Source organism: Halanaerobium sehlinense (genome assembly GCF_055379485.1).
The window spans coordinates 1-24,211 of the sequence record NZ_AP042443.1; the positions used below are offsets into that span (position 1 = coordinate 1).

Sequence of the window (24,211 nt, forward strand, 5' to 3'; positions counted from 1 at the left end):
TAAAAGTAGAGAGTAATAAAGGGAAATTTTAATCCGGTTTTTTTCTTCCCATATAACTAATTTGTTGAGTCTGAAATTGTTTTTGCCCTGCGGTTTATATATTAACTATCAAAGGAGGTTTATATGTATAAAAGTATTTTTAAAGTGAAAAAGATGGATTGTCCCTCGGAAAAAAATCTAATTGAAACAAAACTTGGGTCAATTAAATTAATCCAAAAACTTGATTTTGATCTTGAAAAAAGGAAACTTATTGTTTTTCATTCACAAAAAGATGAAAGAATAAAAAATTATTTAGATGAGCTAAAACTGGATTCCAGATTAGAAAAAGTTATTGAAATCCAGGATGAAAATAATGAGATTACAAATGACTCTCAGAGTCAGAAAAAACTTCTAAAAACTGTTCTTTTAGTTAATTTTGGTTTTTTCCTTTTTGAAATGACTGCAGGGTTAATTGCAAATTCAATGGGGCTTGTTGCTGATAGTTTAGATATGTTTTCAGATTCAATAGTTTATTTAGTTAGCCTTTTTGCAGTAGGTGGGAGCATTCTTCTTAAGAAGAAAGTTGCAAAACTTGCAGGATATTTTCAAATTTTTATTGCATCCTTTGGATTTATTGAAGTATTAAGAAGGTTTTTTGGTTTTGGAAAAATGCCTGATTTTAGTACAATGATAATTGTATCTATTTTGGCTTTTATTGCTAATTTGTATTGTCTCTACTTATTCCAAAAATCAGATAGCAAAGAAGCACATATGAAAGCAAGTTGGATTTTCACTTCAAATGATTTAATTGTAAATTCGGGAGTAATTATTTCAGGACTTTTAGTTTATTTTTTTGACTCAAATAAGCCTGATTTAATAATTGGAGGTATTGTGTTTATTGTAGTAATCAATGGAGCTAGAAAGATTTTGAATTTAGCTAAATAATAATGTTTTTATATTTAAGTTCAGAAAGGAAAGTGTTAATCTATGATCTATCTTGATTATAATGCTACAACACCAATTGATAAGAACCAATTGATAAGAAAGTAGCTGAAGCAATGGAAGAATATATTTATGGAAATTTTGGTAATCCCTCAAGCAGTCATGAACTGGGATCAAAAACAAAACAGGCTGTAGAAGAAGCTCGAAAAAAAGTTGCCAGTTTATTAAATGCTTCACCAGAGGAGATTATTTTTACTTCTGGAGGAAGTGAGTCAAATAACATGGTGCTCAAGGGGGTTGGATATACTTATCAAAATCGTGGTAAGCATATTATCACTTCTGAAATAGAACATCCTGCCGTGATCTCTCCCTGTAAGTTTCTTGAGGGAAACGGTTATGAAGTTACTTATTTATCTGTAGATCAGGATGGAGTAGTAGATATTGAGCAATTAAAAGCTGCTCTAACTGACGAAACAATTTTAATTAGCATCATGCATGCAAATAATGAGACAGGAACAATTCAGCCACTGGCGGAAATAGCTGAAATAGCCTCAGAAAACAACATTTTATTGCATACCGATGCTGCTCAGTCTGTGGGTAAAATTGAAACAGACGTTAAAAAGCTGGGAGTAGATTTTCTATCAGTAGCCGGCCATAAAGTTTATGCCCCAAAAGGGATCGGTGCACTTTATATAAGAGATGGAATTGAGATAGAACCTTTAATTCATGGAGCAGGACACGAAATGGGAAAAAGAGCGGGGACAGAAAATGTAATTTTTGATGTTGCTCTTGGTAAAGCCTGTGAACTTGCGGAAGATCTGTTTCAGGGAAAGAAAGCTGACTTTGAGCATAATACTCCCGGGGAAATTAAAGAATTGAGAGATTATTTTCAGAAGCAGCTGCAGAAAAACTTTAAAGATCGAGTTATTCTGAATGGCCATCCGACGAAACGCTTACCAAACACTTTAAATATTAGTTTTTTAGATTACAGTGGTCAGGAAATTCTGGATCATTTAGATAATGTAGCTTTATCTACAGGCTCAGCCTGTCATTCTGATTTAGTAGAAATTTCTTCGGTCTTAAAAGCTATGTCTGTAACTATGGAAACTGGAAGAGGTGCTGTGAGATTTAGTCTTGGTAAATATACAACCAGGGATGAAATTGAACATGTTTTAGATAAGTTAGAATCTTTACGTGAATTATAATATTTAGAGGAGGAGATAATTGATGGGGTAGAGTTAAGTAATATGACAGAATTTACTCAGTGGATTATTGAGGCTGATAAGGTAATTAATTTTTAGTGAATTTATAATTGTAAACTGAACTTAGAGATGATATCCCCTCAGAGAAGCTTCATTTTTTCGATTAATGATGGAGCTTTTCTGGGGGTTTTATTTGTTAATAATATCTATTATTGGACAATTATCACTGTCTTTTGCTTTAATACAATCAAAGACAAATGGAAGAAATATTAAGTCCACAATGCAGAACAAAGGGGAAAAAGTTAGTGTAGTAACAATAAAAACTGATTGAAAAAGAAGTTGAAAGGAATAACTCTTGTCAAATCTGATATTATAAAGAAAATATTAATATTAATCCAAGTGGAATACAATAATAGGCAAAATAATGAAGTTTTTGTTCTTTTATCATTTTTAAGAAAAAGTTAATAGCAAGATAACCTGTGATCATTGATGATATAGTAGCTAAAAATAGATAGAAATAATTTAGGTCAGTTGTACCATTTAAAGTTAATTCTTTTAGTTTGAGAAGAGTTGCTCCTCCTATGACAGGTATAGAAAGAATAAACGAAAATTTGGTAGCAAGTTCTCTGTTTAAATTTTTATATAAGCCGGCAGCTATAGTAGATCCAGAGCGAGATAAACCGGGGAAAATTGCGAGTGCCTGAGCTAGTCCTATAAAAATTGAATCTAAAACCGACATATCTTTTATCTTCCGTTTATTGATTGTTATTTTATTAGTTAGCCAGAGTATTATACCGGTAATTATTAAAAAAAACCCGACAACAGTTAAAGAAGAATTCATTTTTTCAAAAAAATCTTCAAAAAATATCCCTACAACTGCAGCAGGGATTGAGCCGATTATGATATATAGATTAAAAGTCTTATAGTCATCCTTAAAATAAATCATATTTAGTATATCCTGGTAATACACAAAAAATATTGCCAGTAAAGTTCCAAAATGCAAAAAGATGTCAATTGTCAGTCCAGCTTTAATATCTAAAAAATATTTAAAAAGCACAATATGCCCTGAACTGCTGATTGGTAAGAACTCAGTTATTCCCTGGATTACGCCTACAACTAAGTACTTAATAATTTCCATAAATAACCTCCAATATAATTTTATTAAATTATTATAGCATATAGTTCTCATTTTAACAAATTGAGTTTTTACTCCTGTTTCAATAATTTAATTAAGTCCGGTGAATAGTAGGGTGAAAGATTTTTTTGACGCTAGGGAAGAAATATAGTATAATATATTTGAACATCTACTCATACATTAAAAGTTTATTCTATTCTTTACTATTTTTATACAATACTAATGAAAACAGGGAGCAATCTGAAATATGAAAAAAAGATTTATAGCTATTCTTTTATTAATTGCATTTACAATAATTTACAAAAACTTTGTTCTGGGAGAGCAGCATTTGGAAAGCACAAGAGTTCCCAGAGGATCTATTTCTGTAAAAAAAGAACTTGATCTTAAGCAAAACTCAAAAGAAAATTCAGATTTTAGTTTGATTATAACGGAAAAGCGAAAAAATGTACTGGAGAGAAAGACCGATTTTGTTAAAATCAAAGAAGAATTTAACCTCTCAGAGAATTCAGAACTTAATTTTGCAGAAAATCAGTTAGAATTTAATAATAAGTTAGAATACATAGAAAAATTATATAAAGATAAAGACACAAAGTATAATATTGAAAGCTCCAGTCAGGGTTTTACTGAAGAATTAGTTAAAGAAAATAGTCGAAAGCCGGGCAGTAGAATTGGTTTAATTAATCAAATAAAAAAGCACAGAGTAGAAAACGGTGAAACTCTTTGGGATATTGCTCAAAAGCACAATGTGGATTTAGATACTTTAATTGGGGCAAACGATATTAATAATATTAATAAAATAAAACCCGGTCAAACGATAAAGGTTCTTCCAGTAAAAGGGATCTTATATAAAATAAGTCCGGGGGAGAATCTTTCATCTATTACTGATAAGTTTAATATAAGTTTAAACAAAATTATTGCCAGTAATTTAATTAATAATCCAAATAGGGTTCAACCTGGTGATACATTAATCTTACCTGGAGCAAAACCTGAATTTGGTTATCGTGATCGCCTTGAAAAAGTATTTACTAAACCAGTATATGCAAGAATCTCGTCTTATTTTGGTAGGAGATGGGGAAGAATGCATGAAGGTATTGATTATGCAGTTCCTTCAGGTTCGAAAGTGAAAGCATCAGGTGAAGGTAGAGTTGTATATAGTGGTTGGGCTAGAGGTTATGGTAAAACTATTATTATTGAACACCAAAAAGGAATGAGAACACTTTATGCACACAATTCTAAGTTGATAGTCAATACTGGAGATAGAGTTTCAAAAGGTGATTTAATAGCAAAATCCGGTAATACCGGTAATACAACAGGACCAAATGTGCATTTTGAGGTTCAGGTTAATGGAAGACCAGTTGATCCTTTATCATATATTTAAAAGGTTTACCTAAGGGTAAATCTTTTTATTTAAACAATATATGAATAATTGCTCAATCATTGTTGACAAAAATCGAATTTTATTGTATGCTATATATGAACAATTATTCAATTAATCATATATTAAATTATAACTAGGGAGGATTATTATGCCAGAAAAAGCAGAAAATAAGAAAAAGAAATTTGAACTAGAAGGTTTGGCCTGTACTAATTGTGCAGGTAAGATTGAGAAAGAAGTTAATAATTTAGAGGATATAGAAAAGGTGAGTTTGAATTTTGCTACCAGCACGATTACTGTTGAAGGAGAGGGTGCTGATAATTCATTTGAAAATGAATTGCAAGAAATTGCAGATAGAATAGAACCTGGCTTAACTGTTAAGGAGTCTAGAAATAGACGAAAAAGAGCTAATCAAAAGTCTGATCACAACCATGTCCATGAACATAATCACGAGGAAGGTCGTGTAAATGATCACGAAGAGAGTCACGACCATGGGGTTGACGATGAAAATTCTTATCTTAAAAAACGATTCTGGCCGGGAACAATAATTTTTGCTCTGGCAATAATACTATTCGAACTACCATTTTTGGAAGTAGAATTGGGAAGTTTATCAATATATCTGGAATGGCTACTTTTTGGTTCCAGTTACCTGCTTATCGGTGGACCAGTATTAATGGCAGCTTTCAAAAATATAAAGCGAGGCCAGGTCTTTGATGAGAACTTCTTAATGAGTATAGCAACAATTGGAGCTTTTTCTATTCAGGAGTTTCCTGAAGGTGTAGCAGTAATGCTTTTCTACATGGTTGGTGAGATTTTTCAGGAAAGAGCAGTTGACCGTTCCAGACGCTCAATTAAAAAATTAATGGATATAAGACCTGATTATGCTAATTTAAAACTTGAAGATACAACAAAAGAGGTTGACCCTGAAGATGTTCAAATAGGTGATATAATAATTATAAAACCTGGTGAAAAAGTACCACTTGATGGAGAAGTGCTTGAAGGAAGTTCTATGGTGGATACTTCAGCACTTACCGGGGAATCTGTTCCGCGTAAAGTTGAAACTGGTGATGAAATTTTGAGTGGAACAATTAACAAAGATGGTTTATTAACAGTAGAAGTGACAAAAGAATATGGTCAGTCAACAGTATCTAAGATTTTGGAACTTGTGGAAAATGCCAGTGGAAAAAAAGCACCAACTGAGAAGTTTATTACTAAATTTGCCCGTTATTATACACCGGTTGTAGTCTATTCGGCTCTGGCTATTGCGGTCTTACCGCCACTATTTTTACAGGGAGCAGCCTTTGCAGACTGGTTTTATCGAGCTCTTATCTTTTTAGTTATTTCCTGTCCCTGTGCACTTGTAGTATCCATTCCGTTAGGATTTTTTGGAGGAATAGGTCGAGCATCGCGACAGGGCGTTCTGGTTAAAGGTGGTAATTATCTGGAAGCACTGAACAATGTTAGTCAAATAGTATTTGATAAAACTGGAACTTTAACTAAAGGAGAATTTGCTGTTAGTAAGGTGGAATCATATAATGGCTTTAATAATGAGCAGATTTTAACTATGGCTGCTTATGCTGAAAGTCATTCCACCCACCCGATAGCAAAGTCCATTGTCGAAGCGTTTGACCAGAAAATTGATAATCAAAGAATAAAAGATTATCAGGAAATTTCTGGACACGGGATTAAAGCTGTGGTTGATGACAAAGAAATTCTGGCAGGTAATATCAAATTAATGAATAAAAATAACATTGAATATCAGGAAGTTGATGCAGATGGAACAATTGTTTATCTAGCGATTGAAAATAAATACGCAGGTTATATAACAATTACGGATGAATTAAAAGAGGATTCGATAAAGGCAATTAAGGGTTTAAAAGAATTAGGTATTAAGCAGTTAACTATGTTAACTGGTGATCGGGAGGCAGTTGCCGGGAGAGTAGCCCAGCGGCTTGGCTTAGATAATTATTATTCTGAACTTCTACCGGATCAGAAGGTAGATGAAATTGAAGAATTACTTGGCAGACAGAAAGAAAATGATAAACTTATCTTTGTAGGAGATGGAATCAATGATGCACCTGTTCTGGCTCGCTCTGATATAGGTGTTGCTATGGGAGGACTTGGTTCAGATGCAGCTATTGAGGCGGCAGATGTTGTCTTAATGACAGATGAGCCTTCAAAATTAATTACTGCTATTAATACTGCCCGGAGAACAAGAAAAATTGTCTGGCAGAACATTATTCTGGCCTTAGGTGTAAAAGGTATAGTACTTATAATGGGTGCTGTGGGTTTAGCAACCATGTGGGGAGCAGTCTTTGCCGATGTAGGTGTGGCATTAATTGCTGTCTTTAATGCTATGAGAATTAGCCGTAATGTTTAATTAAGCAAGTAAAAAATCCCTCTGAAGCTTAAAAATAATTTCATCAGAAATATGTTTGGATAAAATCTTCAGGGGGAAATCATTTATAAGGCTGTGGGGGGATTATAATGAAATATTATGATATCTTTTCTTATCTATATGATCTACTAGCACCTGACTGGTATTATCACAAGCCGCGAAAATTTGCTATTGAAAAACTGGATTTTAAAAAAAACAGTAATATAATAGTTTTACCCTGTGGAACTGGACAAAGTTTTAAATATCTTAAAAATCAGTTGAAAAGTAATGGTTTAATAATTGGTATTGATTATTCTGAAGGAATGTTGACAAAAGCCAGAAAAAAAATTAGAAAAAAAGGTTGGGATAATATAATAACTTTACATGAAGATGCTGCTAGATTTAATAAATCTGATATTGCATCTATTTCAGAAGAAGAATTAAATATTGATGCTATCTATCTCGAATTGGGTTTATCAGCTATGCCTGAATGGCAAAAAGTTATTGATAAAAGTCTTTCGCTTGTAAGGGTTGGCGGTAAAATTGTTATTATGGATTGGTATATGGAAGAACCCAATTTATGGGGCCGTTTTATAGACTTAATTGGTAATGCTGATGTTACTAGACCAACCTGGGAGTATTTAAAAAGCAGAAAAGAAGTGAAAGATTTTAATTTAAATCACAGTTTTAAAAATGGCGGTGTCTTTGTTGCTTCAGGATATAAAGTTTAACCCCAATAATTGCTGCTGTATAATTTAGATTAAAGTAAATGCCTTCTATTAGAAATTAATCTATGTTAAAATAAATATAAGGTGCTAGTTTTGATTTGGGGGAGATGATTTAATGGCAAAAGACAAAAATTTTTGTGATATGTGTGAAGTGTTTGACCCGGATGAGCAGGTTGTAAATTTAATGAAAGACCGTAAACTTCAAAAAAATATTGTTTATCAGCTTTCAGAACTATTTAAGACCATAGGAGATCCAACACGGATAAATATTTTATATGCTTTAAAAGATAGGGAGTTATGTGTTTGTGATTTGTCTGAAATACTGGAAATGAGTTCTTCTGCAATATCTCATCAATTAAGAGTTCTTAGGAACAATAACCTAGTTAAATATCGAAAGGAAGGTAGGTCTGTTTATTACTCTCTGGATGATAATCATGTTTTATGTTTGTTTGGACAGGGTTTGAATCACGTTTTAGAGGATTAATATTTTTATCTTTAGATGTAGTTTATAAAAATTAAACTTACTGGATTTTTCAGAAACAATGCATTTTATTATTGAACTATAAATTTGGGTGCGATTATTCACCCTCAGAGAAACCTTCATTTTGTTCAGTTATTGATGGAGCTTTTCTGGGGGGGTTATTTGTTAATAATATCTATTATTGGACAATTATCACTGTCTTTTGCTTTAATACAATCATCAGTTAGATTGACAAATATATTCTTCATTTGTTCTAATTCTTTAATCTTATCTTCTATTAATGTTATTTTTTCTTCGGCCATAATTCTCACTTCATGACATGCAGATTTAGAATTTGCCTTTAAAGATAGTAATTCTGATATTTCTTTTAGGGAGAACCCTAATTTTTGAGCTGACTTAATAAACTTAAGGCGTTTCAGGTCTTTTGATGAGTATTGTCTGTACCCGGAGCTATTTCTTGGAGGTTCAGGAATTATTTTTTCCCGTTCATAATAACGAACTGTCTCAACATTTACTCCAGCTTTTTCAGCTAATTTACCAGTGGTCATTTTTTCGATTTTAATCACCCTTCTTTTTTACAACTCTTATATTCCAAAAAGTTTATAATATTGACAAGAAAAATTCATTAAATCCTTGACTCTGTACCATACTACATGGTTTATAATGAAAGTATAGCATTTTAAGGGGAGGAAAGGCAAATGGAAGAGATATCATGTCCACAATGCGGAACAAAAGGAAAAAAAGTTAATGTAGTAACAGTAGAAAGTCTGGTTGAGGAAGAAGTTGAAAAGAATGGATCTTATCAAATATGTTTAAATTCTGATTGCGAAGTTGCCTATTTCAATAGTTCTGGAACGATTTACTACAGTAAAGAAGATTTAAAAGTAGCAGTTTGGTATAAAGATTTAGAAGATGATAAGGTTCCAATCTGTTATTGTTCTAATTTAACCAGAGGAGAAATAAAGGAAGCAGTTGATAAAGGTTATAAAACTACTGCTGAAATCAGAAAATATACCGGGAAATCAATTACAGGAAATTGTTTAACTGAAAATCCGACTGGTAAATGCTGTCATCGGGCGCTGGCTGATGAAATAGCAAGATATTCTAATTAAAATAATTTCTAAACTGATCAGAGTTTAAATATTAAATTTAATAAACTTAGTAAACTGAATAAGGGGGAGATTATTTATGAAAAATTACGATCTATTTGTTATTGGTTCAGGGATGGCGGGGATGAGTATTGCTCAGAAAGCAGCGGCTAAAGGTCTAAAGGTAGCTATTACTGATGAACTACCTTATGGTGGAACCTGTGCTCTTCGGGGCTGTGACCCCAAAAAGGTATTAATTGGGCCGACTGAGGCTCACTACCATGCTGACCACCTTCTGGGTAAAGGAATTAACCAGGTGCCTGAAATAAATTGGGAAGATGTGATGGAATTTAAGCAGAAATTTGTAGATGAAATGCCACCGAAGATCGAGGCTGGTTATGAGAACAAGGGAATAGCTATGTATCATGAAAATGCTCGTTTTCTCTCTGAATACACTCTTCAGGTTGGGCAGGAAAAGATCAGAGCTGATAAAATTGCGATTGCTACCGGTGCCAAACCGAGAGAACTTGATTTTCTAGGAGCAGAGTATGCGCAGACCAGCACAGACTTTCTTAATATGAAGGAAATGCCGGAGTCTCTACTTTTTATTGGAGGTGGTTATATTGCCTTTGAATTTGCTCATATAGCTGCTCGCTGTGGTGCTGAAGTGACAATTGTCCACCGCAGTCAAGCTCCATTGAAAAACTTTGAGCAGGATATTGTTGACCACCTGGTTAAGGCCACTGAAGAACTGGGAATTAATCTCGTTCTGGAGGTAGAAGTCTGCGGGATAGAGAAGTTAGAACAGGGTTATCAAGTAAAAGGAGAAACAAACGGAGAATTTGAATTTTTTGAGGCGGAAATGGTGATTAATTCAGCCGGAAGACCTCCTAAAATCTTTGATCTGGATTTAGAAAAAGCTAATATCTCTTATACTAAAAAAGGAATTGAAGTTAATGAGTATCTTCAGAGCACAACTAATCCTAGAGTTTATGCTGCAGGAGATGCCGCTGACTCTCCGGGACTACCTCTGACCCCTGTTGGAGTTCTGGAAGGATATACAGCTGCCAGTAATATAATTAAAGCAGAGCAAAAAATAGTGGAGTATCCTCCTATGCCTACTGTAGTTTTTACTCTACCTACAATGGCTTCGGTAGGATTAACTGAAGCAGCAGCGAAAGCAGGAGGTTATAATTACCGTGTTAATTATAAAGAGGCTGAAAATTGGTTTAATGCACGCCGACTGCAGGCGCCGGAGTATGCTTTTAAAACTATTATAGATAAAGAAACTAAGACCATTTTAGGTGCTCATTTAATTGGCCCAAATGCTGAAGAAATAATTAACCTGTTTGCAGTGTTTATAAAAACAGAGATGAGGGTGACAGAAATCAAGAAAATGATATTTTCTTATCCAACTTTAGCTTCCGATATTTCTTATATGCTGTAAAAGTTAGCAGTTTTAGGATCCGAGTTAAATAATATAGTACTATCAGGTAGATAGATACTTATGGCCTATATTATATCCGAAATCTACTTGACATAATTTGTCCTGAATGTAATTTATATAAATTTAATTATAGTGATATACTCAAATTACAAAATATCAAAATGTTTGAATATATTTATAAATATGGACATTTTGATAGTGTGTAGTTATAAAAGGAGGTACAAAAATGGATCATTAAAAAATGCTAGATGATTTTAAGAAACGATTTAAAATATCTTTAGTGATCACAGTACCTATTTTAGTGCTTTCACCTTTGATTCAGAATTTTTTGGGATACAGTCTTGATTTTCCAGGCAGTAAATATGTTTTATTTGCACTTTCTACAGTAATTTTCTTTTATGGTGGCTGGCCATTTTTAAGTGGAATGAAAAATGAGTTAGCTGATAAAAATCCGGGCATGATGACTTTAATTGTAATTATGCTTTTAGGTCACTGGATTGAAATGCGCTCGGTTATGGGAGCCTCTAATGCTTTAGAAGAACTGGCTAAATTAATGCCGGATCAGGCTCATAAAAATTGTAGATGGAGAAGTTACAGAAATTAAAATAAAAGAGTTAAAAAAAGGAGATCAGGTTTTAGTTAAACCGGGAGAAAAAGTCCCGGTAGGTGGAGTAAATCTACGAGGGAGATTCCTATATAGATGAGTCAATGTTAATCGGAGAATCAGAACCGGTTGAAAGAAAAGTTGATGATGAAATAATAGGTGGTTCTGTTAATGGTGACAGCTCAATTAAAATTAAAATTGAAAAAGCAGGAGATGAGAGTTATCTGTCTCAGGTTATAGATCTGGTTAAGGAATCTCAAGCGGCTAATCGAAAACTCAGAATTTTGCCGATCGAGCAGCTTTCTGGCTGACTTTAATTGCCATTACCGCCGGAGTGGCCACTTTTGCTGTCTGGTATGGAATTAGAGGCGATTTAGCCTTTGCTATTGAGAGGATGGCAACTGTAATGGTTATTACCTGTCCTCATGCTCTTGGTCTTGCTATTCCACTTGTGGTTGTTGTTTCGACAACACTTTCTGCCAAAAATGGTCTTTTGATCAGAAATCGGACGGCCTTTGAGAATGCCCGCAAAATAGATACTGTTCTTTTTGATAAAACAGGTACTCTAACTGAAGGTAAATTTGGAGTCCAGGATATAGAAGTTTTTGCAGATAATTATGATAGAGAAAAAGTCCTGAAACTAAGTTGTTTAAAATATTTCTATGGTAAATTGCTGGTGGTATTCTGTTATAGTATTTATCAATAAATTTGACAATAGAATTCCTACATTAGCGGTATTTGTCAAGAAAGTTATCGCATTTAGTTAAAAATTTTTTTAATAATAATCTTATAAAAATTTATTTAAAAGCTCTGCTGTTTGAAATGTTTTTCATACTCACTTTTTCTTCTATAAAATGTACTCTTACTAACATCCAGTTCTTCCATAGCTTCGACAGCAGTCATTTCTTCTTTGTTGTAAACCTGATCATAATAATATTCAAAATCATCTATTTCAATCTTAGGCCTGCCAAGATGGATTCCATTTTGGCGAGCTTTTTTTATACCTTCAGCCTGTCTTTTATTGATTTTTTCTCTTTCTTTTTCAGCCATATACGAGAGTAGCTCCAAAACAATATTAGAAATTAGTTCTTCCATTCCATTTTTAAACTTTCTGGTATCTAATAAGTCCATATCCAAGACAACTATGTCCGCACCGATATCCATTGTGATTTCTTTCCATTCCTCTTTAATCTTTCTATGATTTCTTCCCAGGCGATCTAAATCTTTAATGAATAAAACATCATCTTCTTTGAGCAATCTTTTTATTAATTGATACTCAGGCCTATCAAAATCTTTTCCACTCATTTTGTCCATAAAAATATAATCTTTTTCAACTCCGGCTTTTAAAAGTGCATCTTCCTGCCTGGCAGGATTCTGTTCTTTACTGGAAACTCTAATGTAACCATATTTTCTACCACTCATATTATTCCACCTCTATTTCCAATTATTAGTTATAGTATATCATAAAAGTTTCAAAAGGTACATGGCTATTTTGGAATATCTCAAAATTTTATTTAACACCTTTTGATACGAATTTAACAAAAAGAAAATAGCAGGTTAGATTCACTGCTATCATTGGCTTTATTAGTGGTTTAAAGTTCTACTAATAAAAGAGTTTCTAAAGGTATAGGTTTTGAGAAGCAATATAATTTCTTTTTTCAAAAATATTAATAAATATGATGGGAGAAAGCTAAATCCAAAGTTGAAGATATTAAAAGAAATTATTGTAAAGTGCAATAAAAATTGATATTCTAATAGCAGTTATCATTATAAATTTATAATAAACACAATCTACAAACGACAGGAGTTTTTAGAATATGAAATTTCAATGCAAAGCATGTGGTTCATCTTTGTCTGCTATGGAGTGGAATATAGCCACAAGAAAACATATACCCGAGAATAGAAACTTTATTCCGATCCAGACTATTTATGATAACCCTGATGCTCCAAATATTAAAGAATTAAAATGGTTCTGCCCTAACTGCAGCATAGATAAACCTGATGTTGGAGTAAAACTTGATGAATATTAAAAATACGAAGAATAAACGGTTTCTAGAAATGAAAAGCTGACTAGTTTAGCCGGGAAAATAAAAACTTTCTAAGATTTAAGCCCCTTTTTTATACATCTTGAGATATCTAATCATTAATTAAATTTATTGTTAAGGGCATAATATATAGAATAATTCAATTATTAGAATCTGAAAAAATCAATAGAAGTTAACATAGATGAAGAAATCTTGAAAGATAATTTTTAAAATTGGAGGAGAAGCAGTATGAAAAAATGCTTGATGTGCAAAGGTGATTTAGAAAAAGGAAATGTAAATCATATTGTTGATCTTGATAATTTCATTATTATTATTAAAAATGTTCCTGGTAATGTTTGTAAACAATGTGGTGAATATTATTTAGAGCATAAAGTTGCTTTAGAAATTGAAAAGATTATTGATAATTATAGAGAAAATGCTGTGGAAGTAATAATTATTAATTATTTTGATTTAGTTGCTTAGTAATTTAATATGATAGATGGCTGAGAGCGGTGATTATAAAAAGTATACTGCTCTCTTTTTATTTTAACTTGAATTCGGTAAGTAAAAAGTCAAATTGATTTTAATAATTTAACACCCCTATCAATTTTAGGGGTTTTTAATTTTTTTTTATTATTCATTTCATTAACCAATATTCTGACTTTTGACGGCTTTCTGCCGCTTGAATCCGGTTTAAATCAGCAAAATTAATAATTATCTTCATAACTGTAACGTCAAGTATTTTGTAAATATATTGTTTATAAAATTAATGTATTAGATTAAATAATCTATTGTAACATCCCATAAAGATATTGAACAGACGCTAATTTAAATGTAAACTATTTACTAATAATAGGAATTCAGAAGTGCTATTCTATATATAGACTTAAAAACAGTAAAAATTTTAAACTTTATATACCCCTACATGGTATTTTGATTAAATTATAAAAATTCATATTTCCTTCATATTTTAATATTATACTGTGGTTAAGCAGTTGACGAGGAGATGTTAAATTGTCCTGCAAAAATTAAAGGAGGCTAAATTGTGATGATTTTATGGGTTGTTTTAATTATAGCAGTTATTTATTATCTCGGTAGAGAAAGTGGATATTTTAACTCACACCACAACAATCGCAATCATAATCAGCGGCCATATCACTCTGGTCATCAAAAAGATGGTTCCGGCTTTGTTAACAGCGGCCAGAATCCAGAACACAATCGTAACAAAATAATTTATGATAATAATGATGATCAGGCCTTAAAAATTGCAAGAAAGAGATATGCAGCCGGGGAATTGACAGAAGAAGAGTTTAAAGAAATAAAAAGAAATTTAGATTAAGTAAAATTTTTTTAATAAAAATATACCCCATTAGGGTATATAATACAATAGTCTAGTTTTATTAAAATGTAGGTGTTTTGAAAGAAATGGGTAAAAATAAAGGTGATTCAAAAAATCTAAGGAGGTTTATGATGAGTAACTATAGTTTTAGTAAAAAAGTTGATATGAGTTTTGACGAAACAGTTGAAAAGATGAAAGCTGCGCTTAAAAAAGAAGGATTTGGAGTTCTAACTGAAATTGATGTTAAAAAGACTGTAAAAGAAAAATTGGATAAGGATTTTAATAAATATTTGATTCTGGGCGCCTGTAATCCTAACTTTGCTTTTGAAGCTTTAAAAAAGGAGACCGAGCTGGGATTATTACTACCCTGTAATGTAATTGTCTATCAAAATGATGAAGGAGATACCATTGCAGCAGCAATAGATGCCAGTAAAGCGCTTGGAATTACCCATAATGAACAGTTAGAACCAATAGCTGATGAGGTATCTGACAGACTTGAAAGGGTTATTTCTAAACTTTAAATAGAATTTAAGACAACAGGAGGTTAATAATAATGTTTAATAAAAAATATATTGCGTTGTTTCTGGCACTAACTTTTGTTTTTACTCTCTCTTCAGCAATTATGGCACACGGTGGTGGCAATAATGATGGGCATGACAATAACTATGAGCAGGGATCTGGAATGATGAATGATGATCAATATGAACAGGAAATGATGGATGATGACCAATATCAACAGGGAATGATGGGTAACGGCAGTGATTTTAATAAAGGCTGGAATAATTCAATTGGTCACCAATTTAATCAGATGATGGGTACAATGATGGGCTACGGCATGATGGGCTTTAATAACTATGGCAGCCAAAATGCTTATCCTGGCATGATGAATAACTATAATCAGTTTATGAATGATTATGGACCGAGTGAAAATAATAGAAATTACCATTATAGTGATCTAAATATGAATAGAGATGAAGTAGTAAATATGGCGCAAAAATTAGTAGCAGAACGTTACGGCAGTCAATTTGAAATAATGGAAATGGCAGTCTACAGTAACAGTCCCTATTATCTGATAGTTAAGGAAAAAAATAAAGATCAGACTGCTTTTGAATTAATGTTTGACCCTGCCCGCCGAATAATTTATCCGGAGTATGGTCCCAATATGATGTGGAATGAAAATTATGGTATGGGATTTATGATGGGCTGGAATAATAGAATAAAAGGTCAAAAAATCAATAGAGAACAGGCTCTGGAAAATGCAAAAGACTTTGCCGCAGCCAGTGGTTTAAATGTTAAAGCTGATGGTTATGAATTTGCAGGTTACTATTCCTTTTATGTTGAGAATAACAACCAAACTGTAGGGATTGTAAGTATCAATTCATATTCAGGAGAAGTCTGGTCACATGACTGGCATGGTAATCTGGTTGAAGTTATGGAACTGAAGAACTAGTCAGAATCAACCTGGCACTGTGAGCAGAGAAAGTTTTCAGCTTCAGTGTCGGGTTAATTCCTAATGTTTTTAGTTATTGACAGTATATCTTTAAATCACAGCCAAATGATAGGAAGTGATGACTAAATGAAAATTAGTAGAAATACCTCTATAGTACTAATTATTTTATTAGTGCTTATTGGAATAGCGGGGACTTATTTTTTCCTAAATCAAAATAGAACTAATTATTTCAATTCTTTTTCAGCCAATCAGAGAGTAAGAACTGATCAGGAATTAATAAATTATGTGCAGGAATTTGTGAGCAGGCAATTTGGAAATAATTATCAGGCAGCTGATATCTTTATTTTTAGCAATAGCCCCTATTATATTTCTGTTGTGGAAAAAGAAAGTGGAAAGGGAGCCTTTGAGCTTCTTTTCAACCCGAACAGCGGTCGATTTCAGCCAGAACCGGGGCCAAATATGATCTGGAACCGGAAATACGGAATGGGGCAGGTTAGAAGCTGGAGGGGTACAAATCGTGATTATATACACTATGACTATAATAATTATAATCAAATTTCACGTCAGAATGCCTTAGAAAATGCCAGACAATATCTGGCCAGAAATAACCGGGAGATAAAGGTGGATAATGAAGGTCACGAATTTTATGGCTATTATACATTTCATACCTTTAGAGACGATAAAGCAAGTGGAATGTTAAGTGTAAATGCAATAACAGGTGAGATCTGGTATCATAACTGGCATGGTAATCTGGAAAAAATAATTGAATTAGCAGAAGAACATTCAAAGGAGGAATAATTATGATGGGCGGTTTTGGTCATGGATGGGGAATGAATGGATTTGGGATGAATGGTTTCTCTGGTGGCGGTTTTTTGGGTGGTATTCTAATGATAGTATTCTGGGCTTTAATTATAGTGGGGATAGTCTATTTAGTTAAAAATATAAGCAATAAGAATGATAATACCGGCAGGGATAATAATTATCGGCAAATAAAGAATAATTACCAAAAAGAAGATTCCGCTGTTAATATTGCCAGAGAACGTTATGCTAAAGGAGAAATTAGCAAAGAAGAATTGGATAAAATATTGAATGACTTGAAATAAAAATAGCAGATATTTTTGAGACTATCCCTGCCTCTATTTAGGGATAGTTTTTAGTTCTTGTTAAATAAAAACTGATATTTAATAATGAAGTAAAATCAAAGCTGATAGAATTAATGTAATGCTCCGGCAGCAGGAAAAAAAGTTGAAAAAAATTATCAAATTGATATAATTTTACAAAGAGAACATAATAAGATAATAGGAGTGATAATAATGGAACATCATGATGGTCATCAAAAAATGTTAAACGACTTTAAAAAGCGCTTTAAAATTTCACTGGTTCTAACTATACCCATTTTGATTCTTTCTCCAATGCTCCAGGGGTTTTTTAACTACAGTTTTGATTTTCCTGGAAGTATATATGTTTTATTTTTGCTTTCTACAATTATATTTTTCTACGGAGGCTGGCCTTTTTTAAGTGGTTTAAAAGACGAACTTTCAGATAAAAATCCGGGTATGATGACTTTAATTGCTCTTGCTATCTCTGTTGCCTATTTTTATAGTACTGCTGTTGTATTTGGACTTGAGGGTAGATTCTTTTTCTGGGAACTGGCAACTTTAATTGTGATTATGTTACTCGGACACTGGATAGAAATGAGATCGGTTATGGGTGCTTCCCGGGCTTTAGAAGAACTGGCCAAATTGATGCCCGATACAGCTCATAAGCTGGTTGATGGTGAGGTTAAGGACACTCCAATTAAAGAACTTCAAAAAGAAGATAAAGTGCTAATTAAACCCGGTGAAAAAATTCCGGCAGATGGAATTATCTTCGAAGGTAATAGTTATATTAACGAGTCAATGCTGACCGGAGAATCTGAACCGGTAAAAAAAGAAATTGATGATGAGGTTATTGGTGGTTCAGTAAATGGTGATAGTTCAATTAAAATAAAGATTGAAAAGGCCGGTGAAGATAGTTATCTATCACAGGTTATTAATATGGTTAAAGAATCACAGGCAGCCAAATCAAAAACCCAGGGCTTTGCCGACAGAGCTGCTTTCTGGCTGACACTAATCGCAATTACTGCCGGAGTAACTACTTTTGGGGTCTGGTATGGGATTAGCGGTGACCTTGCTTTTGCTATTGAAAGAATGGCGACTGTAATGGTTATTACCTGTCCCCATGCTCTTGGTCTTGCCATTCCACTGGTAGTTGCGGTTTCTACAACTTTATCTGCCAAAAATGGTCTTTTGATTAGAAATAGAACAGCTTTTGAGAATGCACGCAAAATAGATACAGTTTTATTTGATAAAACAGGAACCCTGACTAAAGGAGAATTTGGGGTGCAGGATATAGAGATTTTTGCGGCTGATTATGATAGAGAAAAAGTCCTGAAAATAGCTTCAGCACTGGAGCAGGAATCAGAACATCCAATAGCGGCCGGAATTGTGGCTAAGGCAGAAGAGGAAAATCTAAAGATAGATAGTGTTCAGGATTTTGAGATAATGAAAGGAAAAGGAGTTAAAGCGAGACTTGATGGTCAGGAAATGTTTGTAGTTTCACCCGGTTATCTTGAAGAAAATAATTTAGAAATACCGGATTCTGCTTTAAAAGAAGGTCCATTTACAGAGGTCTTTTTAGTAATTAAAGATCAGGTTATTGGTATGCTTAGACTGGCCGATAAGATTAGAGAAAGTTCCTATGAGGCAGTTCAAGAACTTAAAGATAAAGGTATTAAAGTTAAAATGCTGACCGGTGATAATCAAAAAACAGCTGCCTATGTCAGCAAAGAATTGGGCTTAACTGACTACTTTGCCGAAATTCTACCTGACGAGAAAGAAAAGAAGGTTAGAGAACTGCAGAATGAGGGAGCTTTTGTAGCAATGACAGGTGATGGAGTCAATGATGCTCCAGCTCTTGCCAGAGCAGATATCGGAATTGCAATCGGTTCCGGTACAGATGTAGCTGCTGAGACTGCTGATATTATTTTAGTTGAAAGTGATCCTAAAGACGTAGTACAGCTGATTAACTTTGGCAGTTTAACCTTTAAAAAGATGATTCAGAATTTATTCTGGGCTACCGGTTATAATGCCTTTGCGATTCCCTTAGCCGCCGGAGTTCTAGCAGGTTATGGAATTATGATTTCTCCTGCAGTAGGTGCTGTACTGATGTCTATGAGTACTGTTATTGTTGCTATTAATGCCAAACTGCTTAAATTTTAAATTTATTAATAATGGAATTTATATTCCAATTAAATATGAAAACTAATTAATAGATAATAACCTCAGTTAATTTTAAAGATCCAAAATCTGAAATTAACTGAGGTTTTTTTTCTAAAATTGAGATTTTGACCGGGACTAGTATATATTTTACAAAATTTGATAGGAGGAAAAAATTTTGTCAAAAACAATCAAATTAATTTCAATTTTTTCTATAGTAGAACTTATATTTCACGGAATCTGGGAATATACTGCCTGTGGTATTTTTTATACAATGGAGGGTCAGGGTTCTATAGAGCACCAGATCTTAATGATCCAGGCAACTTTTGGCGATCTTCTGATTGCTTTAGGCCTTTTTTTGATTTTAGCCTTTGTCAATCACCGTAGTAACTGGTTTCTGGAGCACTGGGAAAGAAAAGATTTAATAATTTCTCTTCTTTACTCAGTTTTAGTTGCCTTTTATTTTGAAGTGCATGCTCTGCACTTAGATCGCTGGGGATACCAGGAAAATATGCCGCTTGTTTATGGCACTTCCATTGCAGTATTACCAGTCTTACAGCTTGCTCTACTGCTGCCGCTGGGCTTTGTAATAACCAGAAAAATCTATCAAATTAAATTTACCTGATAGACTTCCAGCATTTATTCAGATTTAGTAAAACTATTAAAAATTGAATAATTTTAATTTGCAAAAAACATTTATACCATTAATATTTGCTGTACTTTATATCGTTAGTCTATTATCACCAGCAATTCAAAATTGTTAGAATCAATAATTAACCTATTAAAGTAATCGTTAGCATTATTCGTTAGTATAAACCTCAGTCTAACTCGTTAGTATCAAGTATGATACTTAATAATAATACTTAACAATCATTATTAATACTGTTTATTAAGTATTGACTATGATACTTGATACTTAATATTGATACTCATTAGAAAAATCGCCTTTATATGTTGCCAATGTCTAATTTTTTCTTAAAGATGAAGGTAATAAATATTTAATAGTAAATTAGTTGTTACTCTGGATTTACTGATTTTTGGATTTAAATTACCCCTAAATTTATATCTTTGAAATTAGTTCAATTTAACATTGCAATTTAAGAAAACATTTCAAAGCAAAAATTATATTTCAAATTATAAAGATCCACCTTCATTATTTGTTTAATTTATTAAATAACATAATATATTTATTCTTTATCATTGAATCATAAAAATAGATATTAAAAACTTATTTCTAGTTAATAAAACAATCAAATTTAGCAAATAATAGTTCATGTTTAATTGCAACAAAGAGATGTAAAAGAGAGGCCACATTTATGAGTGTTACTGTTTTCATGTTTATTGTGTTATAATATGTTCTATATAATAGTCACTCCACCAGCAGCGGCTTTGTTTATATAACAGCCATCATCTGCTTTTAAGCCCCACCATTCTAAATCACTGCTGCGCAGATGATTTACTCCAGACCTCACCCACCCAACGAGCTAAACTCTTATGGTTGGCTGAGGTCTGGAGTCGAAGGGGGCTTTTTAATAAAAGCAGATGATTAATTGTTGCCGCTGCTGGTGGAGTTTAATGATCAAAAATGAAATAAAATATTTATTATGTTAATGATTATTAGATTTAAAATACCTAAAAAAGGGTGAGTTAATGCTTAGAATAACTAAAAATGATTTAATCTTATTTAAATATTTGATGGAAGAAAAATTTATACATATTGATATTGTAAAAAAATATTTAGGAAGAAATTATGAAGAAAGTTCCTATAGAAGAAGATTAGCAGATCTAAGAAAGGAAGGATATATTAAGTATATAGGGGATCCACTTAGTCATAGAAATTATATTTTCCCGACTAAAAAAGCTTTAATAGTTTATAAATTAAAATATGAAGAATTAAAAGAGGAAGTTATATTGAATGGTAATAGTTTAGTTGGATATAACAATCCTGAAAAGTACAATCTTAAAAAGGATATTAATTTTAATACAATTCTGGAAGATATCAAACTTACTGAGTTAAGATTTATGATGGAAGATTTAGGAGTTGATCATTGGAGAAGAAATACTATGTATTATAATGAATATGCTAAAAATCCCAATGCTACGTTTAAAATTGATAGTAATAATTATGCTGTTGAATTAGAAACAAAATTTAAAGGAGAGAAAAAATACAGAGATGATTTTATGAAGTTTGATAAAGTTGATAAAATTGATTTTAAAAGAATTATTTATATAACTACAAAAAATTCGGTTTTCCATGATTTATCTGATTTAATAGAAGAAATATTTATTCCTGAATTATCTGGTCCAGAATGGAAGAAAAAATATGCTGTAGCAAAATATAAAGATTTTGAAAAGGAGATTTTTATAACTTATAGACCTATAGAAAAAAACAAAAAAAAGGATGCCACAAAAGATCTGGAAAAATATATTAGTTATAAAAAGGGAAATTTAGGGTGATAAAATGCTAAGAATAGTTGAAAATGATTTAGTTTTATTTAAATATCTTTTTGAAGAGAACTTTTTAGAAAGGGAAACAATAAAAAAATACATATGGGAGAATAGAGGTAATTCTTATATTGATAACCGCCTGGCTCAACTTATAAATGCTAATTATCTAAAAAAAGAGTTTCATCCTGCTAGAAAAAATGCTAAGTTATTAGCAGCTACTAAAAAGGCTAAATTAGTTTTGGATATGAAAAAAGAAGTATTTAGAGGTGGATATCAAAAAGATAATACTATACTTTCTGATTTAGAACTTAATAATTATAAGGTCGCAGACGGAATCGATGTAAGAACCATATTACATGATCTAGAATTAATCAAAGTAAGATTAAAGCTAGAGAAATTAGGTGTTGATTTTTGGAAGAGTCGAACTTTATTAAATAGAGATAGAGAAGATTTTTCATTAGTTCCTGATGGAAAATTTGAATACAATGGTACTAGATATTTTTTAGAATTTGATTTCAATAATAGCTACAGGAGATATAAAAAAGCAGTTACAGTTTATAAAAATAATTTAGTTGAAAATGTTATCTTTATTTTTAAAAGACCAAGGATAACTAAAGGCTTCAAAAAATTATTTACAACTCGTGATGACAAATACTATTTTGGTCTTTATTCTGATTTCAAAGAAAATTATATTGAATTAGAAACTATAATGGGAGATCTTAAAGAAAAATTAATTATAGGTAATAAAAATTAATTAAAGTAAAAATAGCTGCTCAAATGAGCAGCTATAAATTATTTCTAGTTATTTATATTAATTATTTCAGGATGTAAATATATTTTTTTATTAAATACATTGCCTAATTTTTTTCTTACTATATTGTAGGCTCCATTTAAATCAGCATGAATTATTGTCCCATCACTCGCCTTATAAAGTCCTCTTTTTATTCGCTTTCCACTAAATTCATAAGCATTTTTTTCTCCAGATTTATATACTGGAATTTTATCTTTATCTAAAAAACTAGCCTTAGATGTATAGCTTTCTTCTTGCCTTAAGACCTCAATTCCAATATCTTCACACTTATATTCTATTTGTTCTACTAACATATTATGTGGTATTGAGATCCAATTTTGATTATTCTTTTTACCCATATTACTTTCATTTTTCCAATTTTTGTTTTTGCCAATCACTAAAGTGTCTATATCGTTCTCATCACACCAGTCTACAATATACTTACTGACATTATGAAAAAAGTATTTTATCTTATTATTTCTTTTTCTAGTTAATTTTTTTATTTTATTACTTGTTCCTCTATTATCTACATAAGACATATATTTAGCTCTTTTTTTATTAAAATAGGCATTTATACTATTAATAGGCTTGCCATTAATTGCAAAGGGTTTTTCTCCTATATTATTAACTACTGAAGCTAACCTATCTTGGCCAAAATCAATACCAGCAATATTTTCTCGTTTTTCATTTGTTTCTGGTACTTCTTTATCATAAACTATTTCTAGATTGTAATATTCAACATTTTTACCATTAGGTTTTGGTACTATTCTAGCCTGTTTTAATTTATTTTCAGTTTGTGGCTTGAAATCTACTGGTTCTCCCGCAAATTTAAATTTACCATCTTTTCTTCTATATATCTTTCTATTAATAGCTATTTTTCTTCCGGTTTCCCCTGTTGGAGCATAACCTGGTAAATTGGGCCGGCCTTTATACTTATTCTTATTTTCTTTCCAATCTTTTATTGTTTTAAAAAATGATTTCCAATCCTCTCCCAGTAATTTTAAAATTGGTTCATAAAACTGATTAGTTAGATGTTCTGAAGCATCACAATTTTTAAATTCTTTTATAAGATCATAATAGTTCGAGGTGAATTTATTTTTATTGAATTCTTTTTGGTTAGTAAACCTTTGTCTCAAAATATAGTTAACTTCATTATATAAATTTTTACTTTCATAGCATTTTCTATCACAAAATTCATATAATTTATGACTTTTAGTTATTTGATGAGTTTCTACCCTTACCTTTAGTTTCATACCTGCCTCCTTCTATAAATTAAATAATTTTGACTTGGATTAGCGATCTTTCATGATACTACTCTATTAATTTAAAATTAAAAAATTATTTTTAGTATCTTTACAGAGCTATAAGCCCTGATAGCATAGAAAGAATGCTTATACTCTCTCCATTTTTGAGAGTTCCTTTTTCAAAAACTGAAAACTTATTTAAATATACACCGTATTTTCGAACAGATTATTTCTCTATAGTCATAAGATATCATAAAGTTATGACATTGTCAAACATTTTATTGTATGTTATGCTTTTTCC

General features: G+C 31.9%; 24 protein-coding genes and 1 pseudogene. 21 read left to right on the forward strand and 4 right to left on the reverse strand.

The window, feature by feature from the left end; all coding sequences use genetic code 11:
• The first annotated feature begins 123 nt into the window (after positions 1-123).
• The 3 genes from ACZ446_RS13800 to ACZ446_RS13810 all read left to right on the forward strand — a co-directional run bounded on the left by ACZ446_RS13800 (position 124) and on the right by ACZ446_RS13810 (position 2,454).
• Complete coding sequence (locus ACZ446_RS13800; RefSeq protein ID WP_114489542.1) at positions 124-924, forward strand: cation efflux transmembrane domain-containing protein; 801 nt, start codon at positions 124-126, stop codon at positions 922-924.
• A 113-nt stretch (positions 925-1,037) separates the two neighbouring features.
• Complete coding sequence (locus tag ACZ446_RS13805; protein WP_464394443.1) at positions 1,038-2,126, forward strand: cysteine desulfurase family protein; 1,089 nt, start codon at positions 1,038-1,040, stop codon at positions 2,124-2,126.
• Positions 2,127-2,316: 190 nt separating this feature from the next.
• Positions 2,317-2,454 carry a hypothetical protein gene (locus ACZ446_RS13810; RefSeq protein WP_159437152.1) on the forward strand — a complete coding sequence of 46 codons (138 nt, stop codon included), beginning with the start codon at positions 2,317-2,319 and terminating at the stop codon, positions 2,452-2,454.
• A 39-nt stretch (positions 2,455-2,493) separates the two neighbouring features.
• On the opposite strand, the gene ACZ446_RS13815 is transcribed toward ACZ446_RS13810, so the two are convergent.
• The gene (locus ACZ446_RS13815; RefSeq protein WP_076544514.1) at positions 2,494-3,261 is read right to left on the reverse strand and encodes an undecaprenyl-diphosphate phosphatase; all 768 of its coding nucleotides are present in this window, start codon (positions 3,259-3,261) and stop codon (positions 2,494-2,496) included.
• Between the two features lie 244 nt (positions 3,262-3,505).
• Here ACZ446_RS13815 and ACZ446_RS13820 point away from each other — a divergent pair, with 244 nt between their 5' ends.
• The 4 genes from ACZ446_RS13820 (at position 3,506) to ACZ446_RS13835 (ending at position 8,222) form a co-directional block, all read left to right on the forward strand.
• A complete protein-coding gene (locus ACZ446_RS13820) occupies positions 3,506-4,636 on the forward strand; it encodes a LysM peptidoglycan-binding domain-containing M23 family metallopeptidase (protein WP_464394444.1) in 1,131 nt (376 codons plus the stop codon).
• A gap of 148 nt (positions 4,637-4,784) precedes the next feature.
• A complete protein-coding gene (locus ACZ446_RS13825) occupies positions 4,785-7,013 on the forward strand; it encodes a heavy metal translocating P-type ATPase (RefSeq protein ID WP_464394445.1) in 2,229 nt (742 codons plus the stop codon).
• Between the two features lie 107 nt (positions 7,014-7,120).
• A complete protein-coding gene (locus ACZ446_RS13830) occupies positions 7,121-7,741 on the forward strand; it encodes a class I SAM-dependent methyltransferase (RefSeq protein ID WP_108138729.1) in 621 nt (206 codons plus the stop codon).
• Positions 7,742-7,853: 112 nt separating this feature from the next.
• The gene (locus tag ACZ446_RS13835) at positions 7,854-8,222 is read left to right on the forward strand and encodes an ArsR/SmtB family transcription factor (RefSeq protein ID WP_073158292.1); all 369 of its coding nucleotides are present in this window, start codon (positions 7,854-7,856) and stop codon (positions 8,220-8,222) included.
• Between the two features lie 155 nt (positions 8,223-8,377).
• Here ACZ446_RS13835 and ACZ446_RS13840 read toward each other — a convergent pair whose 3' ends face one another.
• Positions 8,378-8,785 carry a MerR family transcriptional regulator gene (locus ACZ446_RS13840; RefSeq protein ID WP_464394446.1) on the reverse strand — a complete coding sequence of 136 codons (408 nt, stop codon included), beginning with the start codon at positions 8,783-8,785 and terminating at the stop codon, positions 8,378-8,380.
• A gap of 132 nt (positions 8,786-8,917) precedes the next feature.
• Here ACZ446_RS13840 and ACZ446_RS13845 point away from each other — a divergent pair, with 132 nt between their 5' ends.
• The 3 genes and pseudogenes from ACZ446_RS13845 to ACZ446_RS13855 form a co-directional block, all read left to right on the forward strand.
• Positions 8,918-9,331 carry a (2Fe-2S)-binding protein gene (locus ACZ446_RS13845; protein WP_114489565.1) on the forward strand — a complete coding sequence of 138 codons (414 nt, stop codon included), beginning with the start codon at positions 8,918-8,920 and terminating at the stop codon, positions 9,329-9,331.
• Positions 9,332-9,407: 76 nt separating this feature from the next.
• Positions 9,408-10,754, forward strand: a complete 1,347-nt coding sequence (locus tag ACZ446_RS13850; protein WP_464394447.1) for a dihydrolipoyl dehydrogenase family protein — start codon at positions 9,408-9,410, stop codon at positions 10,752-10,754.
• Between the two features lie 241 nt (positions 10,755-10,995).
• Positions 10,996-11,998, forward strand: a pseudogene (locus ACZ446_RS13855) (HAD-IC family P-type ATPase); the annotation flags it as partial.
• Positions 11,999-12,159: 161 nt separating this feature from the next.
• Here ACZ446_RS13855 and ACZ446_RS13860 read toward each other — a convergent pair.
• Positions 12,160-12,780: a recombinase family protein gene (locus ACZ446_RS13860; RefSeq protein ID WP_464394448.1), complete on the reverse strand. Its 621-nt coding sequence runs from the start codon at positions 12,778-12,780 to the stop codon at positions 12,160-12,162.
• Positions 12,781-13,175: 395 nt separating this feature from the next.
• Here ACZ446_RS13860 and ACZ446_RS13865 point away from each other — a divergent pair, with 395 nt between their 5' ends.
• From ACZ446_RS13865 to ACZ446_RS13915, 11 genes are all read left to right on the forward strand, one after another.
• The gene (locus ACZ446_RS13865; protein WP_133960327.1) at positions 13,176-13,388 is read left to right on the forward strand and encodes a hypothetical protein; all 213 of its coding nucleotides are present in this window, start codon (positions 13,176-13,178) and stop codon (positions 13,386-13,388) included.
• A 243-nt stretch (positions 13,389-13,631) separates the two neighbouring features.
• Positions 13,632-13,865, forward strand: coding sequence for a type II toxin-antitoxin system MqsA family antitoxin (locus ACZ446_RS13870; protein ID WP_133960326.1), 234 nt, complete (start codon positions 13,632-13,634; stop codon positions 13,863-13,865).
• Positions 13,866-14,430: 565 nt separating this feature from the next.
• The gene (locus ACZ446_RS13875; RefSeq protein ID WP_464394462.1) at positions 14,431-14,721 is read left to right on the forward strand and encodes an SHOCT domain-containing protein; all 291 of its coding nucleotides are present in this window, start codon (positions 14,431-14,433) and stop codon (positions 14,719-14,721) included.
• Positions 14,722-14,852: 131 nt separating this feature from the next.
• Positions 14,853-15,242 (forward strand): DUF302 domain-containing protein, encoded by a 390-nt coding sequence (locus ACZ446_RS13880; RefSeq protein WP_464394449.1) that lies wholly within the window; start codon positions 14,853-14,855, stop codon positions 15,240-15,242.
• Between the two features lie 32 nt (positions 15,243-15,274).
• Positions 15,275-16,171 carry a PepSY domain-containing protein gene (locus ACZ446_RS13885; RefSeq protein ID WP_464394450.1) on the forward strand — a complete coding sequence of 299 codons (897 nt, stop codon included), beginning with the start codon at positions 15,275-15,277 and terminating at the stop codon, positions 16,169-16,171.
• 126 nt (positions 16,172-16,297) lie between these two features.
• Positions 16,298-16,969, forward strand: a complete 672-nt coding sequence (locus tag ACZ446_RS13890; protein WP_464394451.1) for a hypothetical protein — start codon at positions 16,298-16,300, stop codon at positions 16,967-16,969.
• 2 nt (positions 16,970-16,971) lie between these two features.
• Complete coding sequence (locus tag ACZ446_RS13895) at positions 16,972-17,274, forward strand: SHOCT domain-containing protein (protein ID WP_464394452.1); 303 nt, start codon at positions 16,972-16,974, stop codon at positions 17,272-17,274.
• A 210-nt stretch (positions 17,275-17,484) separates the two neighbouring features.
• On the forward strand, positions 17,485-19,431 hold the full coding sequence (locus ACZ446_RS13900; RefSeq protein ID WP_464394453.1) for a copper-translocating P-type ATPase: 1,947 nt from the start codon (positions 17,485-17,487) through the stop codon (positions 19,429-19,431).
• A gap of 175 nt (positions 19,432-19,606) precedes the next feature.
• Positions 19,607-20,053 carry a hypothetical protein gene (locus ACZ446_RS13905; protein WP_464394454.1) on the forward strand — a complete coding sequence of 149 codons (447 nt, stop codon included), beginning with the start codon at positions 19,607-19,609 and terminating at the stop codon, positions 20,051-20,053.
• Between the two features lie 1,025 nt (positions 20,054-21,078).
• The gene (locus tag ACZ446_RS13910) at positions 21,079-21,885 is read left to right on the forward strand and encodes a hypothetical protein (protein WP_464394455.1); all 807 of its coding nucleotides are present in this window, start codon (positions 21,079-21,081) and stop codon (positions 21,883-21,885) included.
• Positions 21,886-21,889: 4 nt separating this feature from the next.
• Entirely contained in the window at positions 21,890-22,630 is a 741-nt protein-coding gene (locus tag ACZ446_RS13915) for a hypothetical protein (protein WP_464394456.1), read from the forward strand.
• A 44-nt stretch (positions 22,631-22,674) separates the two neighbouring features.
• Here ACZ446_RS13915 and ACZ446_RS13920 read toward each other — a convergent pair whose 3' ends face one another.
• Positions 22,675-23,919 (reverse strand): RNA-guided endonuclease InsQ/TnpB family protein, encoded by a 1,245-nt coding sequence (locus ACZ446_RS13920; protein ID WP_464394457.1) that lies wholly within the window; start codon positions 23,917-23,919, stop codon positions 22,675-22,677.
• Between the last annotated feature and the right edge of the window lie 292 nt (positions 23,920-24,211).

Coding starts and splice junctions, on each gene's coding strand:
- ACZ446_RS13805 (WP_464394443.1), top strand. CDS start 1,038: ATGGAAGAATATATTTATGGAAATTTTGGTAATCCCTCAAGCAGTCAT.
- ACZ446_RS13885 (WP_464394450.1), top strand. CDS start 15,275: ATGTTTAATAAAAAATATATTGCGTTGTTTCTGGCACTAACTTTTGTT.
- ACZ446_RS13830 (WP_108138729.1), top strand. CDS start 7,121: ATGAAATATTATGATATCTTTTCTTATCTATATGATCTACTAGCACCT.
- ACZ446_RS13800 (WP_114489542.1), top strand. CDS start 124: ATGTATAAAAGTATTTTTAAAGTGAAAAAGATGGATTGTCCCTCGGAA.
- ACZ446_RS13845 (WP_114489565.1), top strand. CDS start 8,918: ATGGAAGAGATATCATGTCCACAATGCGGAACAAAAGGAAAAAAAGTT.
- ACZ446_RS13875 (WP_464394462.1), top strand. CDS start 14,431: ATGATTTTATGGGTTGTTTTAATTATAGCAGTTATTTATTATCTCGGT.
- ACZ446_RS13870 (WP_133960326.1), top strand. CDS start 13,632: ATGAAAAAATGCTTGATGTGCAAAGGTGATTTAGAAAAAGGAAATGTA.
- ACZ446_RS13895 (WP_464394452.1), top strand. CDS start 16,972: ATGATGGGCGGTTTTGGTCATGGATGGGGAATGAATGGATTTGGGATG.
- ACZ446_RS13820 (WP_464394444.1), top strand. CDS start 3,506: ATGAAAAAAAGATTTATAGCTATTCTTTTATTAATTGCATTTACAATA.
- ACZ446_RS13860 (WP_464394448.1), bottom strand. CDS start 12,780: ATGAGTGGTAGAAAATATGGTTACATTAGAGTTTCCAGTAAAGAACAG.
- ACZ446_RS13910 (WP_464394455.1), top strand. CDS start 21,079: ATGCTTAGAATAACTAAAAATGATTTAATCTTATTTAAATATTTGATG.
- ACZ446_RS13900 (WP_464394453.1), top strand. CDS start 17,485: ATGGAACATCATGATGGTCATCAAAAAATGTTAAACGACTTTAAAAAG.
- ACZ446_RS13835 (WP_073158292.1), top strand. CDS start 7,854: ATGGCAAAAGACAAAAATTTTTGTGATATGTGTGAAGTGTTTGACCCG.
- ACZ446_RS13865 (WP_133960327.1), top strand. CDS start 13,176: ATGAAATTTCAATGCAAAGCATGTGGTTCATCTTTGTCTGCTATGGAG.
- ACZ446_RS13825 (WP_464394445.1), top strand. CDS start 4,785: ATGCCAGAAAAAGCAGAAAATAAGAAAAAGAAATTTGAACTAGAAGGT.
- ACZ446_RS13880 (WP_464394449.1), top strand. CDS start 14,853: ATGAGTAACTATAGTTTTAGTAAAAAAGTTGATATGAGTTTTGACGAA.
- ACZ446_RS13815 (WP_076544514.1), bottom strand. CDS start 3,261: ATGGAAATTATTAAGTACTTAGTTGTAGGCGTAATCCAGGGAATAACT.
- ACZ446_RS13920 (WP_464394457.1), bottom strand. CDS start 23,919: ATGAAACTAAAGGTAAGGGTAGAAACTCATCAAATAACTAAAAGTCAT.
- ACZ446_RS13890 (WP_464394451.1), top strand. CDS start 16,298: ATGAAAATTAGTAGAAATACCTCTATAGTACTAATTATTTTATTAGTG.
- ACZ446_RS13850 (WP_464394447.1), top strand. CDS start 9,408: ATGAAAAATTACGATCTATTTGTTATTGGTTCAGGGATGGCGGGGATG.
- ACZ446_RS13915 (WP_464394456.1), top strand. CDS start 21,890: ATGCTAAGAATAGTTGAAAATGATTTAGTTTTATTTAAATATCTTTTT.